At 72.6% G+C, this 19,376-nt stretch carries 17 protein-coding genes and 1 pseudogene; 5 read left to right on the forward strand and 13 right to left on the reverse strand.

Annotated elements, in window-relative coordinates; all coding sequences use genetic code 11:
* Positions 1–48: 48 nt before the first annotated feature.
* A complete protein-coding gene (locus ACP4J3_RS10555; RefSeq protein WP_426532748.1) occupies positions 49–1,281 on the forward strand; it encodes a serine hydrolase domain-containing protein in 1,233 nt (410 codons plus the stop codon).
* Between the two features lie 13 nt (positions 1,282–1,294).
* Here the strand turns inward: ACP4J3_RS10555 and ACP4J3_RS10560 are convergent, their stop codons facing one another.
* From ACP4J3_RS10560 to ribA, 3 genes are all read right to left on the reverse strand, one after another.
* Positions 1,295–2,695 carry a saccharopine dehydrogenase C-terminal domain-containing protein gene (locus ACP4J3_RS10560; protein ID WP_426532750.1) on the reverse strand — a complete coding sequence of 467 codons (1,401 nt, stop codon included), beginning with the start codon at positions 2,693–2,695 and terminating at the stop codon, positions 1,295–1,297.
* The gene (locus ACP4J3_RS10565) at positions 2,692–3,837 is read right to left on the reverse strand and encodes an NAD(P)/FAD-dependent oxidoreductase (protein ID WP_426532752.1); all 1,146 of its coding nucleotides are present in this window, start codon (positions 3,835–3,837) and stop codon (positions 2,692–2,694) included. Before ACP4J3_RS10565 ends, ACP4J3_RS10560 begins: the two co-directional genes overlap by 4 nt.
* Positions 3,838–3,900: 63 nt before the next feature.
* Positions 3,901–4,569, reverse strand: a complete 669-nt coding sequence (gene ribA, locus ACP4J3_RS10570) for a GTP cyclohydrolase II (RefSeq protein ID WP_426532754.1) — start codon at positions 4,567–4,569, stop codon at positions 3,901–3,903.
* 41 nt (positions 4,570–4,610) lie between these two features.
* Between ribA and ACP4J3_RS10575 the strand changes: the two genes are divergently transcribed.
* On the forward strand, positions 4,611–5,399 hold the full coding sequence (locus ACP4J3_RS10575) for a creatininase family protein (RefSeq protein ID WP_426532756.1): 789 nt from the start codon (positions 4,611–4,613) through the stop codon (positions 5,397–5,399).
* Positions 5,400–5,545: 146 nt separating this feature from the next.
* Here the strand turns inward: ACP4J3_RS10575 and ACP4J3_RS10580 are convergent.
* The 5 genes and pseudogenes from ACP4J3_RS10580 to ACP4J3_RS10600 all read right to left on the reverse strand — a co-directional run.
* Positions 5,546–6,922, reverse strand: a pseudogene (locus ACP4J3_RS10580) (lysylphosphatidylglycerol synthase domain-containing protein); the annotation flags it as partial.
* Positions 6,919–7,866, reverse strand: coding sequence for an SAM-dependent methyltransferase (locus ACP4J3_RS10585; protein WP_426532758.1), 948 nt, complete (start codon positions 7,864–7,866; stop codon positions 6,919–6,921). The pseudogene ACP4J3_RS10580 and the gene ACP4J3_RS10585, both read right to left, overlap by 4 nt.
* A 173-nt stretch (positions 7,867–8,039) precedes the next feature.
* Positions 8,040–9,230 carry a glycosyltransferase family 4 protein gene (locus tag ACP4J3_RS10590; protein WP_426532760.1) on the reverse strand — a complete coding sequence of 397 codons (1,191 nt, stop codon included), beginning with the start codon at positions 9,228–9,230 and terminating at the stop codon, positions 8,040–8,042.
* Entirely contained in the window at positions 9,227–9,625 is a 399-nt protein-coding gene (locus ACP4J3_RS10595; protein ID WP_426532762.1) for a 6-pyruvoyl trahydropterin synthase family protein, read from the reverse strand. Before ACP4J3_RS10595 ends, ACP4J3_RS10590 begins: the two co-directional genes overlap by 4 nt.
* Before the next feature lie 151 nt (positions 9,626–9,776).
* Positions 9,777–10,760: a zinc-dependent alcohol dehydrogenase gene (locus tag ACP4J3_RS10600; RefSeq protein ID WP_426532764.1), complete on the reverse strand. Its 984-nt coding sequence runs from the start codon at positions 10,758–10,760 to the stop codon at positions 9,777–9,779.
* Between the two features lie 108 nt (positions 10,761–10,868).
* Between ACP4J3_RS10600 and ACP4J3_RS10605 the strand changes: the two genes are divergently transcribed.
* Positions 10,869–11,627, forward strand: a complete 759-nt coding sequence (locus tag ACP4J3_RS10605) for a CDP-alcohol phosphatidyltransferase family protein (protein WP_426532766.1) — start codon at positions 10,869–10,871, stop codon at positions 11,625–11,627.
* A gap of 226 nt (positions 11,628–11,853) precedes the next feature.
* On the opposite strand, the gene ACP4J3_RS10610 is transcribed toward ACP4J3_RS10605, so the two are convergent.
* The 4 genes from ACP4J3_RS10610 to ACP4J3_RS10625 are packed head-to-tail and all read right to left on the reverse strand — an operon-like array spanning position 11,854 to position 16,937.
* Entirely contained in the window at positions 11,854–13,083 is a 1,230-nt protein-coding gene (locus tag ACP4J3_RS10610) for an MDR family MFS transporter (protein ID WP_426532768.1), read from the reverse strand.
* Positions 13,080–14,873, reverse strand: coding sequence for an ABC transporter permease subunit (locus ACP4J3_RS10615; protein WP_426532770.1), 1,794 nt, complete (start codon positions 14,871–14,873; stop codon positions 13,080–13,082). Before ACP4J3_RS10615 ends, ACP4J3_RS10610 begins: the two co-directional genes overlap by 4 nt.
* A gap of 15 nt (positions 14,874–14,888) precedes the next feature.
* Positions 14,889–16,397, reverse strand: coding sequence for an ABC transporter substrate-binding protein (locus ACP4J3_RS10620; protein ID WP_426532772.1), 1,509 nt, complete (start codon positions 16,395–16,397; stop codon positions 14,889–14,891).
* 3 nt (positions 16,398–16,400) lie between these two features.
* Positions 16,401–16,937 carry a GNAT family N-acetyltransferase gene (locus ACP4J3_RS10625; protein WP_426532774.1) on the reverse strand — a complete coding sequence of 179 codons (537 nt, stop codon included), beginning with the start codon at positions 16,935–16,937 and terminating at the stop codon, positions 16,401–16,403.
* 166 nt (positions 16,938–17,103) lie between these two features.
* Between ACP4J3_RS10625 and ACP4J3_RS10630 the strand changes: the two genes are divergently transcribed.
* Both ACP4J3_RS10630 and ACP4J3_RS10635 read left to right on the forward strand, forming a co-directional pair.
* The gene (locus ACP4J3_RS10630; protein ID WP_426532776.1) at positions 17,104–18,051 is read left to right on the forward strand and encodes an ATP-binding protein; all 948 of its coding nucleotides are present in this window, start codon (positions 17,104–17,106) and stop codon (positions 18,049–18,051) included.
* Between the two features lie 39 nt (positions 18,052–18,090).
* Positions 18,091–18,483: an SCO5389 family protein gene (locus ACP4J3_RS10635; RefSeq protein WP_426532778.1), complete on the forward strand. Its 393-nt coding sequence runs from the start codon at positions 18,091–18,093 to the stop codon at positions 18,481–18,483.
* Between the two features lie 365 nt (positions 18,484–18,848).
* Here ACP4J3_RS10635 and ACP4J3_RS10640 read toward each other — a convergent pair whose 3' ends face one another.
* The gene (locus ACP4J3_RS10640; protein ID WP_426532780.1) at positions 18,849–19,247 is read right to left on the reverse strand and encodes an EVE domain-containing protein; all 399 of its coding nucleotides are present in this window, start codon (positions 19,245–19,247) and stop codon (positions 18,849–18,851) included.
* Between the last annotated feature and the right edge of the window lie 129 nt (positions 19,248–19,376).

Raw genomic sequence — 19,376 nt, forward strand, 5'->3', positions numbered from 1 at the left:
GGGGTAGGCCGGAGCGCACCCTCGTCGTACGCATGCGTAAGGAGAGCCATGGCAGAGCTGACACAAGAGGTCGACCCGGGTGAGGTCGGGCTGGACCCGAAGGCGCTGGACCGCCTCGACCAGTACTTCGCCCACTACGTCGACGAGGGGCGGCTGCCCGGCTACCTGGTGTCCGTCGCCCGCGGCGGACGCGTCGCCCACCTCTGTGTGCACGGCCACCGGGACATCGCGGCCGGGCTGCCCGTCGAGGCCGACACGCTGTGGCGGATCTACTCCATGACCAAGCCGGTCACCTCGGTCGCCGCGCTGCTGCTGGTGGAGGAGGGCAAGCTCGCGCTGGACGACCCGGTCTCCCGCTATCTCCCCGGCTTCGCCGAGCCCCGGGTGTACGTCAGCGGGTCCGGCGCCGAGATGGTGACCCGCCCCGCCGACGGTCCGATAACCGTCCGGCATCTGATGACCCACACCGCCGGGCTGACGTTCGCCTTCTACCACACGCATCCCGTCGACGCCCGCTACCGCGAGGCCAACCTGGAGTCGGCGGTGCTGCCGGGCTCCGACCTGGCCGGGACGGTCGACGTGTACGCGAGCCTGCCGCTGCAGTTCGAGCCGGGCACGCAGTGGAACTACTCGGTCGCCACCAATGTGCTGGGCCGGGTCATCGAGGTGGTGTCCGGGCAGCCGCTCGACACGTTCTTCGCCGAGCGGATCTGCGGGCCGCTGGGGATGACCGACGCCGGGTTCTGGGTGAACGACGAACAGGCGGGCAGGCTCGCCGAGTTGTACGGCGAGACCGAGGACGGCGGTATCGAGCCGATCCCCGGCCTCCCGCTGCGCGGCCGTCCGCGCTTCCTGTCCGGCAGCGGCGGTCTGGCGGCCTCCGCGCACGACATCCACCGCTTCATGGAGCTGCTGCGCCGCCGCGGCGAACTCGACGGCACGCGGCTGCTGGCCTCCGAGACCGTGGACCTGATGACGTCCAACCACCTCCCCGGCGGCGCCGACCTGCGTGCCTTCGGCAGCCGCCCCGCACACGACGAGCCCGGCAACGACGGCATCGGCTTCGGCCTCGGCGTGTCCGTCGTGATCGACCCGGCCCGCACCAAGGCCCCGTCCGTGCCGGGCGCCTACGGCTGGAGCGGGGTGGCGACCACCACGTTCTGGGTCGACCCGCGCAACGACCTGACGGTGCAGTTCATGACGCAGGTGCGGCCGCGGACCTCGCACACGATGTTCCAGGACCTCAAGCGGTTCGTGCACGAGGCCGTCACCCCGGCCTGAGCCCGCTGCCGGGTCACTCGTCCACGCGCAGCGTGAACTCCACTCCTTCCAGGGCGAGTTCACGCAGCCACTGAGCCGAGCGGGCCGCCGTCTCCGCGGCCCTGTTCAGGCCCGCCGGCAAGGAGCCGTCCAGGATGTGGCGGACGCCGAGGGCGAGGGGGCGGGAGACACAGCGGGCCATGGCGCTCTCCTCCTCGTCCCCCACCAGGTCGAGCAGGTAACTGCCGGACCACGACCGCCCCGCGTCGCCCCGCACGTCCAGCGACACGGCGAGGACCACACGGTCGCGGTCGGCGTCCGTGGTGGGGTACGCCGCCGCCAACTCCCCCGCCAGGGCGGCGATCCGGGTGTCGTCGCCGGCCTTCAGCTCCTCGAAGACGCCGTCCCAGGCGCGCAGCCAGCCCTCCAGGCGCAGGGTGCCGCGCACGAACGTCTGCGGCTTCCAGGCGTCCGGCAGCCCGTACTGCTCGACGAAGGGAACGCTGTCGCGGTTGGGGTAGACCTCGAACGCCTCGTCGTCCACGACATGCCGCCGGGTCACCTCCCACGGCCGCTCGGCGACCGTCTCGGCACCGTCCTGGATGTAACGCGCCGGTGCGCGCAGGGCGCCCAGGACTCCGGCGGGCGCCCAGCTGAAGCGGTACCTGAAGTCGTTCGGGACGGCGGGGACACCGCCGCAGTAGGAGGTGAGCCGGTACGAGGCCCCCGTGTCGCCGTCGACGGCCTCCCGGGCGCTCACGTCGTGCGCCAGCAGGGCGCCGCGGTCCAGGTCGCGGGTCTCGGCCAGGTCCCAGGGCGTCGCCTCGATCCCGGCGGTCAGGAACGCGACGCGCGCGCCGCGTCCGCTGCGGCCCAGGGCGCCGATCACGAGCGCGGTGAACTCCTCGTCGCCCGCCACGGGCCGAAGGATCTCGTCCAGTTCTTCCTTCGACGTGGGGGTCAGCGGGGTGGCGAGCCTTCCCCGGTGCTGAAGGACGGCCAGGGCGGCACCGAGATAGCCGGCCCAGAAGCCGAAGGCGGCGAGGCGGCGGCCGTCGTCGTCCACCAGGTACTCCAGGTCGAGCAGCGTCCCGCCCCCGGCGGCGAAGCGCCGCAGCAGGGCCCCGGCGCCGGGCTGCCCCTTGTAGGCGTGACCGAAGTAGATGTGCCGGTGCGTCAGTTCGCCCGGCTGGTCGGGCAGCTCCTTCAGGCCGGTCACCACGGCCGCCTCGGGCGCCGACACCCACGAGCCCGCGGGCGCGATGCGGCAGCCGGCCGCCTCGTACTCCTCGACGGGGAAGATCCGCTGCGGCGACTCCTCGACGGTCAGCGTCACCCCGCTCTCGACGAGCCGTCGTGCGTCCGACGGCACGATCGGTGTGCGTCGCTCGGTCGGACGGACCTCGTGGCGCAGCCACAAGTGGAGCTCGGTCATACGCGGTTGGCCTCCGGGCGCGGGGCGTCGGCCGCGAACCGGTCGACGCTCAAGGGGCTGACGTCCACGAAGGGTACGCGGCCGAGGTACAGGTCGCGGACGACCTCACCGACGGCCGGGCCCTGGAGGAAGCCGTGGCCGGAGAAGCCGGTGGCGTACAGGAAGCGGGAGACGGAAGTCGCCTCGCCGATCAGCGCGTTGTGGTCCGGCGTGACCTCGTACAGGCCCGCCCAGCCGCCCGTGCGGCGCAGGTCGAGCAGGGCGGGGGCGCGCTGCTCCATGGCCTCGGCCAGGCGGGGGATCCAGCGGTCGTGGGTGTCGGTGGCGAAGCCGGGCCGCTCGTCGGGGTCGGACATGCCGAGGAGGAGGCCGGGGCCCTCTGTGTGGAAGTAGAGGCTGGTGGCGAAGTCGATGGTCATGGGCAGCTTCGGCGGCAGCCCGGAGACGGGTTCGGTGACCGCGATCTGGCGGCGCAGCGGCACCACCGGCAGGTCCACTCCGGCCATCGCCCCGATCGCCCGTGACCAGGGGCCGGCCGCGCAGATCACCGTGTCGGTGCCGATCCGGCCGATGCCCGTCGTCACGGCGGTGATCCGGTCGCCGTGCAGTTCGATGCCGGTGACGTCGTTGTGCCGTAAGATCCGCGCGCCGTACCGGCGGGCGGCGGACGCATAGCCCTGGACGACTGACTCAGGAGTGCAGTGGCCGTCGTCCGGGGAGAACGCGGCCGCCAGCAGTCCGTCGGTGGTGATCAGCGGGGACAGCCGCCGCGCCTCGGCGGGGTCGATCATCCGGCTCGGCACGCCGAGGGAGTTCTGCAGCCGCACGCCCGCCTCGAAGCCGGCGACCTCCTCCGGTGTAGAGAGCAGGAACAGATAGCCGACCCGGTGCAGCCCGATGTCGTGCCCGGTCTCCTCCTCGAACCGGGCGAACGCCTCCAGGCTGCGCGCCCCGAGCTGGACGTTGAGCTCGTCGGAGAACTGCGCGCGCACCCCGCCCGCCGCCTTCGAGGTGGAGCCGGAGGCCAGTTCGTCCCGCTCGACGAGGACGACGTCCCGTACGCCCGCGCGGGCGAGGTGGTAGGCGATGCTGGTGCCCATCACACCGCCTCCGATGACGACCACGCTCGCATGTGTGTTCACGGGCCAACCCTCCTGGAAGTCGTCGGTCGCTCCCTCTTCCTGTCCGGATGGGCCTCGCGGCAATCAGGACAGGTGTGCGACCGCGTCCAGATGGGGCAGGTGGTGGTCCAGCCGCTCCCGCTTGGTGCGCAGATAGGTGATGTTGCTCTCGCACGGCGGGATCAGCAGCGGCACCTGCTCGGCGACCTGGATGCCGTGCCGCACCAGGGCGTCCCGCTTGCGCGGGTTGTTGGACATCAGCCGGACCGAGTCGACGCCCAGGTCGTGCAGGATCTCGGCGGCCACCCCGTAGTCCCGGGCGTCCACCGGCAGGCCGAGCGCGAGGTTGGCCTCGACCGTGTCCAGGCCCTCCGCCTGCAGGGCCATCGCGCGCAGCTTGGCGAGCAGGCCGATGCCGCGTCCCTCGTGGCCCCGCAGATAGACGACGATGCCCGAGCCGGCCGCGACGACGGCGCGCAGCGCGGAGGCGAGCTGGTCGCCGCACTCGCAGTGCTGGGAGCCGAAGGCGTCGCCGGTGAGGCACTCGGAGTGCAGCCGGGTCAGCACATTGTCGGTGCCTATCTCGCCGTGCACGAGGGCCACTTGCTCGTCGCCGCGGTCGTGGTCGAGGTAGCCGATCGCGCGGAATTCTCCGTACACGGTGGGCAGCGGGGCATTCACTACGCGTTCCACGCCGGAACGCTGCGTCCGCGGAGCGGACTTCTTGCCGAGGACGCCAATTTTTTCTGTCATGATTCTTCAGTTCCTAAGCAGAGACGAAAGGCCGTGAAAAGATGAGTGGTTCGCAAACGCGGCCGGTGGCACACTCGCTGGTGCCGGCGGACACCACCGAAGACGTACGGACGCGGGGAGCGGGCGTCTCACGCCAGGTGGCGGTCCTTCCCGTCGGAAGCTTCGAGCAGCACGGCGCGTTCCTTCCGCTGGCGACCGACACGCTGGTCGCCTGTGCCGTCGCGCGGGAGATGGCCGCCGCGCACCCGGTACATCTCCTCCCTCCGGTGACGATCTCCTGCTCGCACGAGCACGCGGGCTGGCCGGGGACCGTCAGCATCTCCTCCGTGACCCTTCATGCGGTGATACGGGACATAGCGGCTTCGCTCCGCCGGTCGGGCGTCGACGCCCTGGTGCTGGTCAACGGGCACGGCGGAAACTACGTACTGGGCAACGTCGTTCAGGAGTCCTCCGCGCGCGGCGAGCGGATGGCGCTGTTCCCGGCCCCGGAGGACTGGGAGGTGGCTCGGGAGCGGGCGGGGGTGCAGACCTCGCTGCTCACCGACATGCACGCGGGGGAAATCGAGACCTCCATCCTTCTGCACGCTCATCCCGAATTGGTCCGGCCGGGATATGAGACTTCCGATTTCGTGGCGGACGACCGCCGTCATCTGTTGACCCTCGGTATGTCCGCCTATACCGATTCCGGTGTCATCGGCCGTCCTTCGCTGGGTTCCGCGGAAAAGGGGAAGCGCCTGCTGGCGAGCCTCGCGGATTCCTTCGGCGCGTATGTGTCACTGCTGACCTCCGCGGACGATTCCGTACCGGACACGGGAGACGGACGAAAATAGCCGGTGGGCTCCGGGTCCGCCATGGTCGCGGCGGGCTCTGCGTCCGCGCGCAGGCCGGTGTACCAGCGGGCGACGAGGACGAGGAGTCCGGGCAGCGCGGCCACGAAGCTGAGCACGCCGTACACGACGGCGACGGCGAACCCGGTGGTCGCGCCCAGTCCTGCGGCTCCGAACGCCCAGGCGGTGACGCCCTCTCGGGGCCCCCAGCCGCCGACGTTCAGCGGCAGCCCCATCGCCAGCAGCGCCAGAACGGCGAGCGGCAGCAGCGCGGCGACGGAGGCGCCGGACCCGGCGACCCGCGCCGCGAGCACGAACATCCCGATGTGCCCGGCGAGCACGACGGCGGAGGAGACGGCGACGCCGGGGCCGTTGCGGCGGGACAGCAGGGCCTCGCGTGCCTCGGTGAGCGTCGCGCGCAGAGCCGTCGGCCTGCTGCGGTCGCGGCGCGACGGCGCCCGGTTCATACGTACGGCGGCCACGACGGCGAGCGCGCCGACGCCGGCGAACAGGATCAGCGGGGTGATGTCGCGGGCTTGGTTCAGCACCGGGGACGGCATGGTGAGCAGTACGACGGTGCCGACAGCGGCAAGGACGACCTGACCGGCGGTCCGCTCCAGCACGACCGCGCGGACCCCGCGCCCCAGATCACCGGCGCTCTGCCCGTGCCGCACGGCCCGGTGCACATCGCCGAGGACGCCGCCGGGCAGAGCGGCGTTGAGGAACAACGCCCGGTAGTAATCTCCGACGGCAGGCCGGAGCGGCAGCCGGATCCGCAGCCCACGGGCCACCAACTGCCAACGCCAGGCGCTGAACACGGTGGTGACACCCCCGATCCCGAGCGCCGCGACCAGCGCCGGGGCGTCGATGCGCCGCAGCCCGTCGAGGAAGACACCGGTGCCCAGCCGCCAGAACAGCACGACGAGGATGACGACGCCGACGGCCGTGCCGAGGTGGGTGCGGATGGCCGGGGTGTTGAGACGGGAGAGCACGGCGCGGAAGGAACCGCAGGGGCGGGCCGGGCCGGTCGGCTCGGGCCGGGGCTCGGTGACGATGACGCCGATGCGGGAGGGGGAGACGGCGACGGGGTGGGAGACGGGGGCGTCCGTAGGGGTCGTCAGGATCGGGGCGCCCCCCGAACGCAGGACCAGAGCCCGCTCGGCCACGGCAGCGCCCACAGTTGCGGCCGGACTCTCCGCACCCGCGACACCCACCGAAGTCGTCGAGCCGAGGCCACCGCCCGGACGCACGACCACGCCCGCGACGGGAGCCGCCGACGCGACGTCACCGCCCGAACGCACCGCTGCCCCCGCCACGGGATCCGCCGATGCGACGTCACCATCCGGACACCCCGCCGCGCCCGCCACCGGCCCGCTCGTCTCGCCCGTGACCGGAGCCGGCGAGGCGACCCCACCGCCCGGACCCGCCACCGCCCCGCTCGTCTCGCCCGAGCGGTCCGCTCGTCGGACCCGGGGCTTGAGGGCTCGGTGCTCGGTGCGTGTCCGGGTCACCGTCTCCACGCTCATGACGCTCCGCCTGTCGGTCGGCACAGTGCGAGCAGGTCGCTGTGGTGGACGATGACGCGCAGTTCGCCGGACTGGCAGGCGGCGAGGCGTTCGGTCAGGTAGTGGTCGGCGCGCTCGCGCAGTTCGGGGCGCTGCTCGACCGCGGCGCCGACCCAGCCGCGCAGCCACTGGGCGGTGAGCGCCGATTCGCCGGGGCCGAGCCGCCAGGGGCTCGGGTGGACCTGGACGGTCGCGCCGTGCTCGGAGAAGGCCTCGGCCGCTGCCGTGACCGCGTCCGGGCCGAGCAGTCCCGAGCGCCGCTGGTGGGCGTTGAACGCCTCGGCGATCTCCGCGTCCAGCGGGTCGGACGGGGTGAGTTCGACGCGCCCGGCGACGGAGAGCGTCAGCAGCGCCGGGCAGCCCGCGCCCGCGCAGGCGGCGGCGAGGGTGTCGATCTCCTCGCGGGTGAGGACGTCCAGCAGCGCGGACGCCGTCACCAGGGAGGCGCCGAGGAGGGCGTCCGGGGTGAGGCGGCCGACGTCGCCGCGTCGGGTCTCGACCGTGACGCGGCTGCCGTCGGCGGACGAGCGCGGGGAGGCGACGGCGGCGAAGTGCAGGAGGTAGGGGTCGCGGTCGTGCAACACCCAGTGCTGGGCGCCGTCGAGGTGGGGCGCGAGCCAACGGCCCATGGAGCCGGTGCCGCAGCCCAGGTCGTGGATGACCAGACCGCCGGCCCGTCCCGGGAGGTTGGCGAGCCGGATGCGCAGCGGGTCGAGCAGGTCGTGCGCCCGCGCGGCCGAGTCGGCGCCCTCCCGCAGCTCCAGCCACTCGGGGGCGTAGCGGGGCGGATCGTCGGGCCCCGCGTCCCGCAGCCGTACTGTGGCACGCTCGCCGGGACCAACGGTGGGACCGGCGCCGAGGATCACGGCGTCCGCGTCCCCCGCCGGTACGGACACACCGCTCATGTCACTCTCCGCTGAAACGATCCCGCGCTGCGACCCGGGCCGACCGGCGGCGACCGCGGACGCCACCCCGTCGCCCGAACCCCTCTCCGTCGCCGGCCGGGTCGCGCCCGTGGCCTCCCTCGGGCCGGGCTGGACCGGGATCGTGCCCCCGCCCTGTGCCGTCGCCGTTTTCCTCATGCCGCCCTCCGGGGTTCGTTCGGCAGTCGGCCCAGTACCGAGGCCAGGCTGCGGGCCGTGCCGGCCCAGCCGTTCAGTGCGGCCCGGCGTCCCCGGGCCGCCGCCTTCAGCCGGCGTCGCACATCCGCCTCGCCGAACCAGCCGCGCAGCTCGGACGCGATGGCGGCGGGATTCTCCGGCGGGACGAGGATGCCGGGGACACCGCCGTCGGGGGCTCGGCCGACTGCCTCCGGCAGTCCGCCGACGTCCGTCGCGAGCACCGGGATGCCCCGCGCGAGCGCTTCGGTCACCGCCATGCCGTACGTCTCGGCGTAGGAGGTGAGCACCATGAGGTCGGCGGAGTTGTAGCTGGCGTCGAGTTCGGCGCCCGCCTGCGGGCCGGCGAGGATCAGCCGGTCCTGCAGGCCGTGCCGCGCTATCAGGGACCGCAGCTCGGCGACGTACTCGGGATCCTGGTTCAGCCCGCCCACGCACACGCAGCTCCACGGCAGGTCGGTCACCGCCGCGAGCGCCTCGACCAGCCGGTGCTGTCCCTTGCGCGGCGTCACGGCGGCCACGCACAGCAGGCGGGAGACGCCGTCGGTACCCGCGGCGAGGGGCGCGATGTCGGCGCCAGGGGCGGCGACATGGACGCGCTCGGGGGCGAGGCCGTGGTGGGAGACGAGGCGGCGTACGGCCCAGTCGCTGGTGGCGATCACCGCGGGCACCGCCCGCAGCACCGTGCGTTCCAGGGCGTCCAGCTCCGCCGTCACGGCGGGCTCCAGTCCCGTCTCGTCGCCGAGCGGGAGATGGACGAGGACCGCGAGGCGCAGCCGCTCGGCCTCCGGCACGATGATCTCGGGTACGCCGCAGGCGACCAGCCCGTCCAGCAGGACGACCGTCCCGTCCGGGAACTCGCGCAGCGTCCGGGCGAGTTCCTCACGGGCCGCCACGCCGGGACGCGGCCAGTCGCCGTCCACCGCGTGCTTGTGCACCTGCCAGCCGAAGCCGGGCAGGTCCAGGCAGACCCGCCGGTCGTAGGCGTTGCCGCCGCTCGGCGCGGCCGGGTCGTCGACGCCGCCCGGCAGGACGAAGTGCACGGAGCGCAGGGACATGGGGATGATCTCGGCGTTCTTCAGGGCGGAGTGCTGCACCGGCAGGTAGCCGAGCCGTGCCGGGGCCGCCCGGTCGATGGTCGTGTCGGTCACAGCGCACGCTCATAACTCGCCCAGGCGACATGCGACTCGTGCAGCGTGACGGTGAGACCGGCGAGGCCCTTGGCGCCCTCGCCCAGCGCGCCCTTCTCGATCCGCTCGGCGAGCCGGTCGGCGATGACCTTGGCGAGGTACTCGGTGGAGGTGTTGATCCCGGCGAAGTCGGGTTCGTTGTCGAGGTTTCTGTAGTTCAGCTCTCCGACGACGGCGCCCAGTTCCCGTGTGGCCAGTCCGATGTCCACGACGATGTTGTCGTCGTCGAGCTGCTCGCGCCGGAACGTGGCGTCCACCAGGAACGTCGCTCCATGCAGGCGCTGCGCGGGTCCGAAGACCTCGCCGCGGAAGCTGTGGGCGATCATGATGTGATCGCGGACGGTGATGCTGAACAACGGACACCCTCCAGGTGCGGTGCGCTCCTCATCCCCCGCTGATCGCTGCCGGGGACGACGTGTAGTACGGCTCTTCGCTTCCCCGCGTTCAGCCGCCTCTCACTCTTTTCTCAGGTCAGGCGGTCTTGTCGTCCCCAATTGAACGAGTCCGTCAGGGGGTGTCCGTGTACCTGACGCGGTGACAGAGGGCCGGGATCTCCCCGGAGGCGAGCTTGGGCATCACATCCGGCAGTTCCTCGAAAGCGCTCTCCCCCGTGACGAGCGCGTCGAGGGCCGGGTCGGCGAGCAGTTCGAGGGCGAGGGCGAGCCGGTCGGCGTACGTACGGCTGGCGCGGCGGGCAGGGGAGACGGTGCCGACCTGGCTGCTGCGGATGGCGAGCCGCCGGGAGTGGAAGGCCTCGCCGAGCGGCAGGCCCACCTTCCGGTCGCCGTACCAGCTCAGTTCGAGGACGGTGCCCTCGGCCCTGAGCAGTTCCAGGGAGCGGGCGAGTCCCTGCTCGGTGGCGCTGGCGTGGACGACCAGGTCGCATTCGCCGAGCGCGTCCCGCGGCGCGGCGAAGTCGACGCCGAGGGCGTCGGCGACCGCGGCCCGGCCCGGGTCGGCGTCGACCAACTGCAGCCGTACGCCCGGGAAGCGGGCCAGCAGGGCGGCCACCGAGCAGCCGACCATGCCGCCGCCGACCACGGCGATCCGGTCGCCGACCAGGGGCGCGGCGTCCCAGAGCGCGTTGACGGCGGTCTCGACGGTGCCGGCGAGTACGGCTCGTGCGGCGGGCACGGTGTCCGGTACGACGGTGACGGCGCTCGCGGGGACGACGTAGCGCGTCTGATGCGGGTGGAGGCAGAAGACGGTACGTCCGGCGAGCGCGTCCGGCCCCTCCTCTACCACTCCGACACTCAGGTAGCCGTACTTCACGGGGGCGGGGAACTCGCCCTCCTGGAACGGTGCGCGCATGGCCGCGTGCTGGCTCTCGGGGACCCCGCCCCGGAACACGAGCGTCTCGGTGCCGCGGCTGACACCGGAGAAGAGCGACCGCACCAGTACGTCGCCCTCGCCCGGCTCCGGAAGGGGGGCCTCCCGAATCTCTCCTTCACCCGGAGAGCTGAGCCAGAACGCACGTGCGGTGCGGTTCATCGGGATCCTCCTGAACGATCGTGAAGCTGTGCACGTACCGAGGTGTGCACAGGCCGCGCACAGTACGCGGCCTTGATCGACTCTGTCATCCGGCCGGAGGAATGTGCGGTGGCCCTGAACAACACTTACGACGCGAGGCTGGTCCAGCAGGAGACCGCTGTGGGAGCGGGCGTACAGATCCTGTTGCTGGCCCTGCTCGGTTCGGTGATCGGTCTGGGGCCGGCGGGCTGGCTGACCGGCCTCGTCTTCGCCGTCGCCACCTGGGCGCTGCTGTCGGTGGCCCTGCACCGGTCCAGGCTGCGCTCCTTTGGCCCGGCGAACCGGGTCACCCTGGGCCGGGCGACGCTGGTCGGGGGCGTGACGGCGCTGGTGGCGGACTCCTTCCAGAGTTCCCCGCCGGTGACGGTGTTCGTCGGGCTGACGGCGGTGGCGCTGATCCTCGACGGCGTGGACGGCAAAGTGGCCCGCCGGACCGGCACTTCGACGGCCCTGGGCGCGCGCTTCGACATGGAGGTCGACGCGTTCCTGATCCTGGTGCTGAGCGTGTACGTCTCGATGTCGCTCGGGCCTTGGGTCATCCTCATCGGCGCCATGCGCTACGCCTTCGTCGCCGCCGCCCGCGTCTGGCCCTGGCTGAACGCCCCGCTCCCACCGAGCACGGCTCGCAAGACGGTCGCCGCGATGCAGGGCGTGTTCCTGCTCCTGGCCGCCTCCGGCTACCTCCCGCACGCGGCGACGTTCGCGGTGACGGCGACGGCGCTGGCGGCGCTGGTCTGGTCGTTCGGGCGGGACGTGCTGTGGCTGTACCGGACTTCGCGGACGGGGCGGGTCCCGGTGCGGGAGGTACGTGAGCTGGTGGCTTCCTGAATGTCGGCCGGATGCCTGCGGCGCATGTGCGGGTTCGGTGGGGGTGCGCGTAGCGCCAACGGTGGGTGGGTCGGGGCCGTGGCCGAGGAGGTGTCCGTCCGCCCAAGCTGCGGGCATGCGTGCCGCCTGGGGCGGCTCCCGTCCCAAAGAGAGGCGGCACCCCGTCAGCGCCGGGCCGCGCCCCCCGCCCAGCCCCCACGCCGGGCGAGCCGCAAGTGCGCCGCCTCTATCTGCGCGGCAGCAGTGCGATCGCCGCGATCGGTACGGCCGCCAGGACCAGCCAGGGCACGGCTGCGGGCAACCCGGTGTCCAGGAGTGTCCCCGTCGCCGAGCTGCCGATGAGGACGACCACCCCGGAGATCGAGGACAGCGCGCCGGTGTAGAGGCCGAGGCGGCCCTCCTCCGCGAGGTCGGGGACCCAGGCGCGGGCGACGGGTGCGACGAGCATCTGGCCAAGGGTGAGGAGGACGACGAAGCCGGCCGCGGGCAACAGGCCCGCCGTTCCGGTCCAGTCGGCGGGACGGGCCGCGGCGACGGCCGTGAAGCCCGCCGCGATCAGCAGCAGCCCGGCCACCATGGACCGGCGCAGGGTGAGCCGCTCCCCCACCCAGCGGGTGACGGGCAACTGGGCCACCACCACCAGCAGTGAGGACAGGGCGAACAGCCAGGCCAGCGCGGCCTGGGAGCCCGTGGCGCGCTCCACCTCGTCGGGGAGGGCGAGGTAGAGCTGGTTGTAGGCGAGCAGATAGGCGCCGTACGCGCAGCACAGGGCGAGGAAGCGGCGGTTGCGCAGCAGCTTGCCCATGCCGCCGCGGAAGCGGACGCCGCCGCGCCCGGGTATGTGCTGCGGCAGCAGCCACGCGTGCCCGGCGAGGACGAGCACGAAGATCCCGGCACCCGCGAGGCACACCGTACGGAAGTCCACCGCCAGCAGCAGCGCGCCCAGCAACGGCCCCACGAACGCGCCCGCCTGACCGGCCACCGTCAGCAGCGCGAGCACCCGGGTGCGGGAGCCGGCCCCCGACTCCTCCCACAGCACCGCCTGCCGTGCCACCTCCGACTCCACCGCCGGTGAGAACAGCGCCGCGGCGAAGCCGATCAGCAGCACCGCCCCGATCACCGCCCAGGTCTCCTGCGCGTATCCCAGCCACACGAACCCGGCGATCCGCAGCACGCAGCCCGTGAGCACGACCGGCCGGATGCCGTACCGGTCGGCCAGCGCCCCGCCCACCACGAACAGCCCCTGCTGGCTGAACGTCCGCAGCCCCAGCACGAACCCCACCAGCCATCCCGCCATGCCGACGGACTGCCCCAGGTGTTCGGAGAGGAAGGGCAGGACTGCGAAGAAGCCGATGTTGAAGGCGAGTTGGGTGAGGATGAGCAGGCGGAGGAGCGGGGGGAGCCGGGGCCGCCGGTCCGCGGTCGCCCTGCGGAGGCCGAGGGTCAGTGAGGTCATCGGGTCGCCACCAGCTTCCTTGGCTTCTTTGTGTCCGACTGCTGTTCGGGCGCCTGTGCGACGGGCCCGGGCCCGCTCTCCCGTCGCCGCCCGCGCCGTATCCCTCCGGCCGCCGTCACCGCCAGCGCGCCCAGCAGGGCGAGTACGGCGGCGGGGGCGAGGACCGCCCAGGGGGCGCGCTCGGCGTAGGGCTGGTTCTCGGCGAGGAGCAGGCCCCACTCCGGTGCGGGCGGCTGGGCGCCGAGGCCGAGGAAGGCCAGTGAGGCGAGCGCGAGGGCGATGCCGGGCAGCCGGAGCAGGGCGTGGCGGGTGACGGGCGGGACGATCGCGGGGAGCAGTTCGTGGCGCAGGAGGTAGCCGCGGTCGGCGCCCAGGGCTCGGGTCGCGGTGAGGTGGAGGGCCGCGCGCTCCTGCCGTAGCAGCGCCGAGGTGTGGGCGGCGAGCGGCGCCCAGGCGACGGCGGCCACGGCGAGCGCGGGCGTGGCGGTTCCGCTGCCGGCGACCGCGGTGACGAGCAGGGCGACGAGGACCGGCGGCAGCGCGGTGACGGTGTCGACGAGCGGGCCGGAGAGTCGGGGCAGCAGGCCGAGCGCCAGGCCGGTGAGGAGCGTGGCGGCGGTGATCGCGAGGGCTGGCAGCAGGGTGTCGAGGGCGCCGTGGCCGACGCGGGCGAGGAGGTCCCTGCCGAGGGCGTCGGTGCCGAACGGGTGGGCCCGGGACGGTGCCGCGAGTCGCTCGGCGGTGTCGAGGGCGAGGGGGTCGCGGGGCAGGCCGAGGGCGATGACGGCGACGAGCAGGCCGCCGTATGCGAAGGGCAGGAACCTGCGGGCGGGCGGGGTCGGGCGGTGCAGGGTCGGCAGGGCTCCGTCGCGCAGAGCGGGGCCGATCAGCAGTCGGGTGAGGAGGTGGGCCGCTCCGGCGGCGGCCGCGGCGAGCAGGACGAGGGCGAGCGTGCCGGCCTGGAGGACGGGCAGGTCCTGGGCGAGGGCGGCCTGGAGGGTGGTGCGGCCGAGGCCGGGGATGTCGAAGATCTGCTCGACGGTGACCGATCCGCCGGTCAGTCCCACGACGAACAGGCCGGTGTTGGGCAGCAGTCCGGGCAGGCAGCGGCGCAGGGCCTGGCGGGCGATCGTACGGCCGGGCAGTCCGCGCGCGGCGGCGGCCTGCGCCCAGGGCTCGGCGAAGGCGCCGGGCAGCAGGTCGTCGAGGAGCCGGCCGAGGACGGCTCCGGCGGGCAGGCCGAGGGCGAGGGCGGGCAGGATCGTCCACCGGAAGCCGTACCAGCCGAGCGCGGGCAGCCAGCCGAGTTGTACGCCGACGACGGTGGCGAGCACCGACGCGGTGAGGAACTCGGGCAGTGCGGCGAGCATGGCGGAGCCGCTGCCTCCCGCGCGTCGCCCGCCGAGCCGCCGCCGTGCGCCGAGCCACAGGGTGCGGGCGCAGATCAGCGCGGCGGTGAGGGCGGCGACGGCGAGGGCGACCGCCATCAGCAGCAGGGAGACGCCGAGGGCCTGCAGCACGGCGGGTGTGACCTCGCCGCCGGAGAGCCAGGACCGCCCGGCGTCCCCGTGCCACAGCCCGCCCAGCCAGTCACCGAGGAGGTGGAAGGGGCCGGCGTCCAGGCCGAGCTGGGCCCGGATGTCCGCGAGCACCTCGGGGGTGGGGTCGCGGTCCGCCGAACGGGCCTTGAGGACGGTGAGCGCCGGGTCGGTGTGCGACAGCCAGGGCAGCACGCCGATGGCGGTGACGAGGGCGACCGCGATCGCGACCCGCCACAACAAGACGGCCATGCGCTTCCGCACGGGTCAGCGCCGGGTGCCGATGCCGACGAGGGTGCGCTCGTACGGGTCGAGCAGCGCGCCGCTGACGGAGGTGCCGACGCCGGTGATGACGCGCTGGTGGACCAGCGGTACGACGGCGTCGGTACCCAGGATGCGGGCCTCGGCGGCCATCGACGCGTCCTGCCGCTCGCCGGTGTCGGCCGCCCTTTCGGCCTTGGCGACGGCCCGGTCGACGTCCTTGTCGCACAACTGGGCGATGTTGTAGCCGCCGTCGCAGGTGTAGTCGCTGGCCAGGACGGAGACGGGGTCGCCGGTGTCGACGAGGGTGTTGCGGGCGAGGACGAAGGCGTCGAACCTGCCGGCCAGCGCGTCGCTCTCCAGCCGCGAGTACTCGCGCACCTCCAGCGTGACGTCGAACCCTGCCTTGTCGAGCTGCTGCTTCAGCACCTGGGCGACCTCCGGCAGTTCGGGCCGGTTGTCGTAGGTGGCGAGCGTGATGCGGGTGCCCTTGGGCTTTCCGGGCGCGGCCCGTCCGACCGGCTTCCTCCGCTTTCCCTCGGCCCAGGTGACGGCGGGTCCGTAGATGCCGGTGCCGGCGTCGGCGTATCCCTCGTAGACGTCCTTGGCGAGCGTGGCGGTGTCCACGGCCTGCCGGGCGGCGGCCCGCAGTGCGGCGTCCTTGAAGGGGCCCTTGCCGGTGTTGAGGAGCAGGCTCGTGGTGCGGGTCGTGGCGGTCGCCTTGCGGGTGGCCTTGTCGAGGGTGGCGGCCTGGGCGACGGGGACCGCCTCGGCGAGGTCGACCTGGTCGGTGCGCAGGGCGCTCGCGCGGGCGGTGCCGTCGGCGACGAACTTGACGTCGATGCCGGTGGCCTGGGCGCGGCCGCCCCAGTAGTCGTCGTAGCGGTCGAGGGTGGCGGCGGTGGCGCCCATCACCTTGGTGAGCTCGAACGGCCCGGTGGCGGTGCCGACCGGGTCGACCTCTCCCTTCTCGTCGTACGCCTTCGCGGAGAGGACGGCGAGGGCAGGGCTGGACAGCCGCAGCGGCAGGACGGGGTCCGGGTTCTCGGTGGTGATCCGTACGCCGGTGGCGCCCTCGGCCTTCGCGGTGAGGGTGACGCCGGCGAGGGCGGCCGGGGCGGGCTTGGCCTGTGTGGCGTGGGTGAGGGCGGCGGCGACCGCGGCAGGGGTGACCTTCGAGCCGTCCTGGAAGGTGGCCTCGCGCAGGGTGAACAGCCAGGTGCGGTCGTTCTCCTGGCGCCAGGAGGCGGCGAGGGCGGGGGTGGCGGCGCCGTTGGCGTCGAGCGCGGTCAGGCCCTCGGTGACGCCGAGGCGGGTGAGGGTGGTGGAGTCGGCGCCGTACGGCGAGAGGTTCTCGGCGGGCGGGAAGGCGAGGGCGACGCGCAGGCGGGAGCCGGCGTCGGTGCCGTCGGCGGAGTCGGCGCCGCCGGAGGCGAAGCAGCCGGCCAGCACCGGGGCGAGGACGAGGGCGAGGAGCGGGCGGAGCCGCTGTCGCTGTCTCTGTCGCTGTCGCACGGTCTATCGCTCCATCGGTATCTCGAAGTGGACGACGCCGGAAGCGCCCTTTGACTCCTCGCGCTCGTCGTGCACGACCTTGCCGCGCGAGCGCCAGAAGGCCTCGGCACCGGGCACGTTCGGATCGGTGTGCAGATATACGGCGCGATAGCCGCCGTCCCCCGCCGCGAAGGCGAGCAGTTCCTCGACCAGCCGCCCGGCGAGGCCCCGCCGGCGATGCTCGGGACGGACGTAGACGCGGCGGAGCTGCGCGGTGACGCCGGAGGGATAGCGCTCGGCGAGGTGGCGCGGATTCGGCGGGTGGGCCGGGCCGCGGGAGTCGAGGGCGGCCGTGGCCACGACACCGTTGTCGTGGGGGTCGACCGCGACGAGGAGCGTGTGGCGGGGGGAGGCGAGGTAGGCGGCGGCCGGGTCGATGACGTCCGCGTGCCAGCGGGGCACATAGCCGGTGCCGAAGTCGCGGTAGACGGTGTCGAGCATCACGGCTCGCGCACCGTCCAGGTCGTCCGGGCTCGCCGCCCTGATGCTGTAGTCACGCACTTGCACATCATATGCATTAAGCGGCCGATGTGATCACCTCACCCCCTGCGCGCCACTCAACCCCCTTACAGTCCAGGCAATTTGACAGTGATCACGAACGCCAGCAACCTACCCACATGACATCCATTTTCAAAAAGGCTACTCTGGCCGCGAAGGCGGTTCGCTGATGCGTATTGCTTTCGTCGGCAAGGGCGGCAGCGGCAAGACGACCCTGTCGGCGCTCTTCTCCCGCCACCTGGCCGGCTCCGGCGCACCCGTGCTGGCCATCGACGGCGACATCAACCAGCACCTGGCCGAGGCGCTGGGTCACGAGGGCGACACCCTGGACGCCCCGCCCCTCGGCGCCCATCTGCGGGACATCAAGGAGTACCTGCGCGGCACCAACCCGCGCATCCCCTCCGCCGACGCCATGATCAAGACCACCCCGCCCGGCCGCGGCTCCCGCCTGCTGCGCCTCCTAGGCGACGACGAGCTGCACGCCCGGCACGCCCGGCGCGTGGGCGACGTACCGCTGATGGTGACGGGCGAGTTCGACGAGAGCGACCTCGGGGTGGCCTGCTACCACTCCAAGCTCGGCGGGGTGGAGCTCTACCTCGGCCACCTGGTCGACGGCCCCGGCGAGTACGTGGTGGTCGACATGACGGCGGGCGCGGACGCCTTCGCCTCGGGCCTGTTCACCCGCTTCGACATGACCTTCCTGGTGGCGGAACCCACGCGCAAGGGCGTCTCGGTCTACCGCCAGTACCGCGACCACGCGCGGGAGTTCGGGATCCGTATCGCGGTCATCGGCAACAAGGTGACCAGCGAGGACGACCTGCTCTTCCTCAAGGAGGAGGTGGGCGACGACCTCCTCACCCACCTGCACCACTCCTCCTGGATCCGCGCCGCCGAGCAGGGCCGGCAACAGGGCGAACTGGAGTCCCCCAACGTCCACGCCCTGAACGTCCTGCGCGAGACGGTTGACGCGCTGCCGAAGGACTGGGCCACGATGCACGGCCACGCCGTCGAGTTCCACCTGCGCAACGCCCGCGCGTGGGCGGACGACAGGACGGGCCACGACCTCGCCTCCCAGGTGGACCCGGAGTTCGTACCGGGCCCAACAGCACTGACCTGAACCCCGCCCTCCCCCTCTCTGGAACAGGAACAACCGCACATGTCTCTCGACGTCTCCCCGAAGCTCCTCGCCGAGGCCGAACACGGTGACATCCGCGAGCAGGACTTCGTGGACACGGTCCGCACCTCGCTGCCGTACGCCTACGACCTGATCGCCTCCCTCGCCGCCGAACTCAAGGGCGGCACCGCCGAGTTCACCGACAACCAGACCCCTCCGCCGTCGGAGAAGGAACGCGGCCAACTCCTGCGCGCCCTCGCCAGCGACGCGATCCGCGGCAGCCTGGAACGCCACTTCGGTGTGACGCTGGCCTTCCAGAACTGCCACCGGGTGGCGGCGTTCCGCCCGGAGGCGCAGGGCGGGGAGACGTACTCGCGGTTCACCTCGGTGCGGTCGCAGGTTCTGAACCAGTCGCCGGAGTTCAGGGACTGCTGACCCGGCCCCACTACCTTCCCTGATTCGGTTACTTGATTCGGTTACTGGACGCCCGTCGCGTCGAGTAGCCGGATCAGGTCCGCGCGACCGTAGCCGAGCAGTGCCGGCACGGTGCACGCCCATCAGCACCAACTGGGCCGAGTTCGGTCCGGCGTCCGCCTACTCTGGCGGCATGGCCCACGCGAAGACCTCGTACGTCTGCCTGCCCTGCCGGGCCTCATACAAGAAGCCGTACGACAACCCTGCGGGCGGTGCGTGAGCGGATGGCCTACGCGCGCCGTACCGGCGAACCCTTCGCACAGGCACTTGTCCGTCCCGAGGTGCCCTGACGCACACTCCGGTCGCCCGCGTTCATCCCGGCCGTCTCACAGTCCCGCCCGTGCCAGCAGCGCGGGCAAGGCCTCCGGCTTGACCTTCTGCACCGACCGCACCTGGCCCAGTCCGAGTTCCTCGCGGCTCACCGGCTCGCGGTACAGCGCCTTCGTCCCTTCGGTGATCATGGTCACGGCGACAAGGTAGGGAACTTCGGGGTCCTCGTCGTCCGCAAAGGGTTCCTCGTCGACCTCGGCCACCGCGGCGACCGCCGACTCCGGCTGGGCGAAGTAGAACCAGAGGCGGTCGCCCGGCTGCATCCGGTAGCGACGGCTGAGCCAGAGCTCCAGTTCCGGCTCCTCCTCCGCCAGTTGCCGCATCGTCTCCTTGTCGAACGGCTCCCCGTCCAACGTGTCCTTGCGCGGATTGAGGATGTAGATCCAGTCCGCCATGGAATCCCCTTCGGTCAGGACACTCGGCCCGCGCACGACACAGCACGACACATTGGTGCAGCGCCTCATGGTGCCAGGTCACGATCCCCAGGCATACACATTTTCGAGGGAGAGCGCGGCCGTCCCGGC

The sequence above is a fragment of the Streptomyces sp. UG1 genome (assembly GCF_049974585.1).
GTDB lineage: Bacteria > Actinomycetota > Actinomycetes > Streptomycetales > Streptomycetaceae > Streptomyces.

Excerpts from the sequence above, each read along its gene's own strand:
- ACP4J3_RS10555 (WP_426532748.1), top strand. The coding sequence starts at position 49 with ATGGCAGAGCTGACACAAGAGGTCGACCCGGGTGAGGTCGGGCTGGAC.
- ACP4J3_RS10560 (WP_426532750.1), bottom strand. The coding sequence starts at position 2,695 with ATGACCGAGCTCCACTTGTGGCTGCGCCACGAGGTCCGTCCGACCGAG.
- ribA (WP_426532754.1), bottom strand. The coding sequence starts at position 4,569 with ATGACAGAAAAAATTGGCGTCCTCGGCAAGAAGTCCGCTCCGCGGACG.
- ACP4J3_RS10575 (WP_426532756.1), top strand. The coding sequence starts at position 4,611 with ATGAGTGGTTCGCAAACGCGGCCGGTGGCACACTCGCTGGTGCCGGCG.
- ACP4J3_RS10585 (WP_426532758.1), bottom strand. The coding sequence starts at position 7,866 with ATGAGCGGTGTGTCCGTACCGGCGGGGGACGCGGACGCCGTGATCCTC.
- ACP4J3_RS10600 (WP_426532764.1), bottom strand. The coding sequence starts at position 10,760 with ATGAACCGCACCGCACGTGCGTTCTGGCTCAGCTCTCCGGGTGAAGGA.
- ACP4J3_RS10610 (WP_426532768.1), bottom strand. The coding sequence starts at position 13,083 with ATGACCTCACTGACCCTCGGCCTCCGCAGGGCGACCGCGGACCGGCGG.
- ACP4J3_RS10615 (WP_426532770.1), bottom strand. The coding sequence starts at position 14,873 with ATGGCCGTCTTGTTGTGGCGGGTCGCGATCGCGGTCGCCCTCGTCACC.
- ACP4J3_RS10630 (WP_426532776.1), top strand. The coding sequence starts at position 17,104 with ATGCGTATTGCTTTCGTCGGCAAGGGCGGCAGCGGCAAGACGACCCTG.
- ACP4J3_RS10635 (WP_426532778.1), top strand. The coding sequence starts at position 18,091 with ATGTCTCTCGACGTCTCCCCGAAGCTCCTCGCCGAGGCCGAACACGGT.
- ACP4J3_RS10640 (WP_426532780.1), bottom strand. The coding sequence starts at position 19,247 with ATGGCGGACTGGATCTACATCCTCAATCCGCGCAAGGACACGTTGGAC.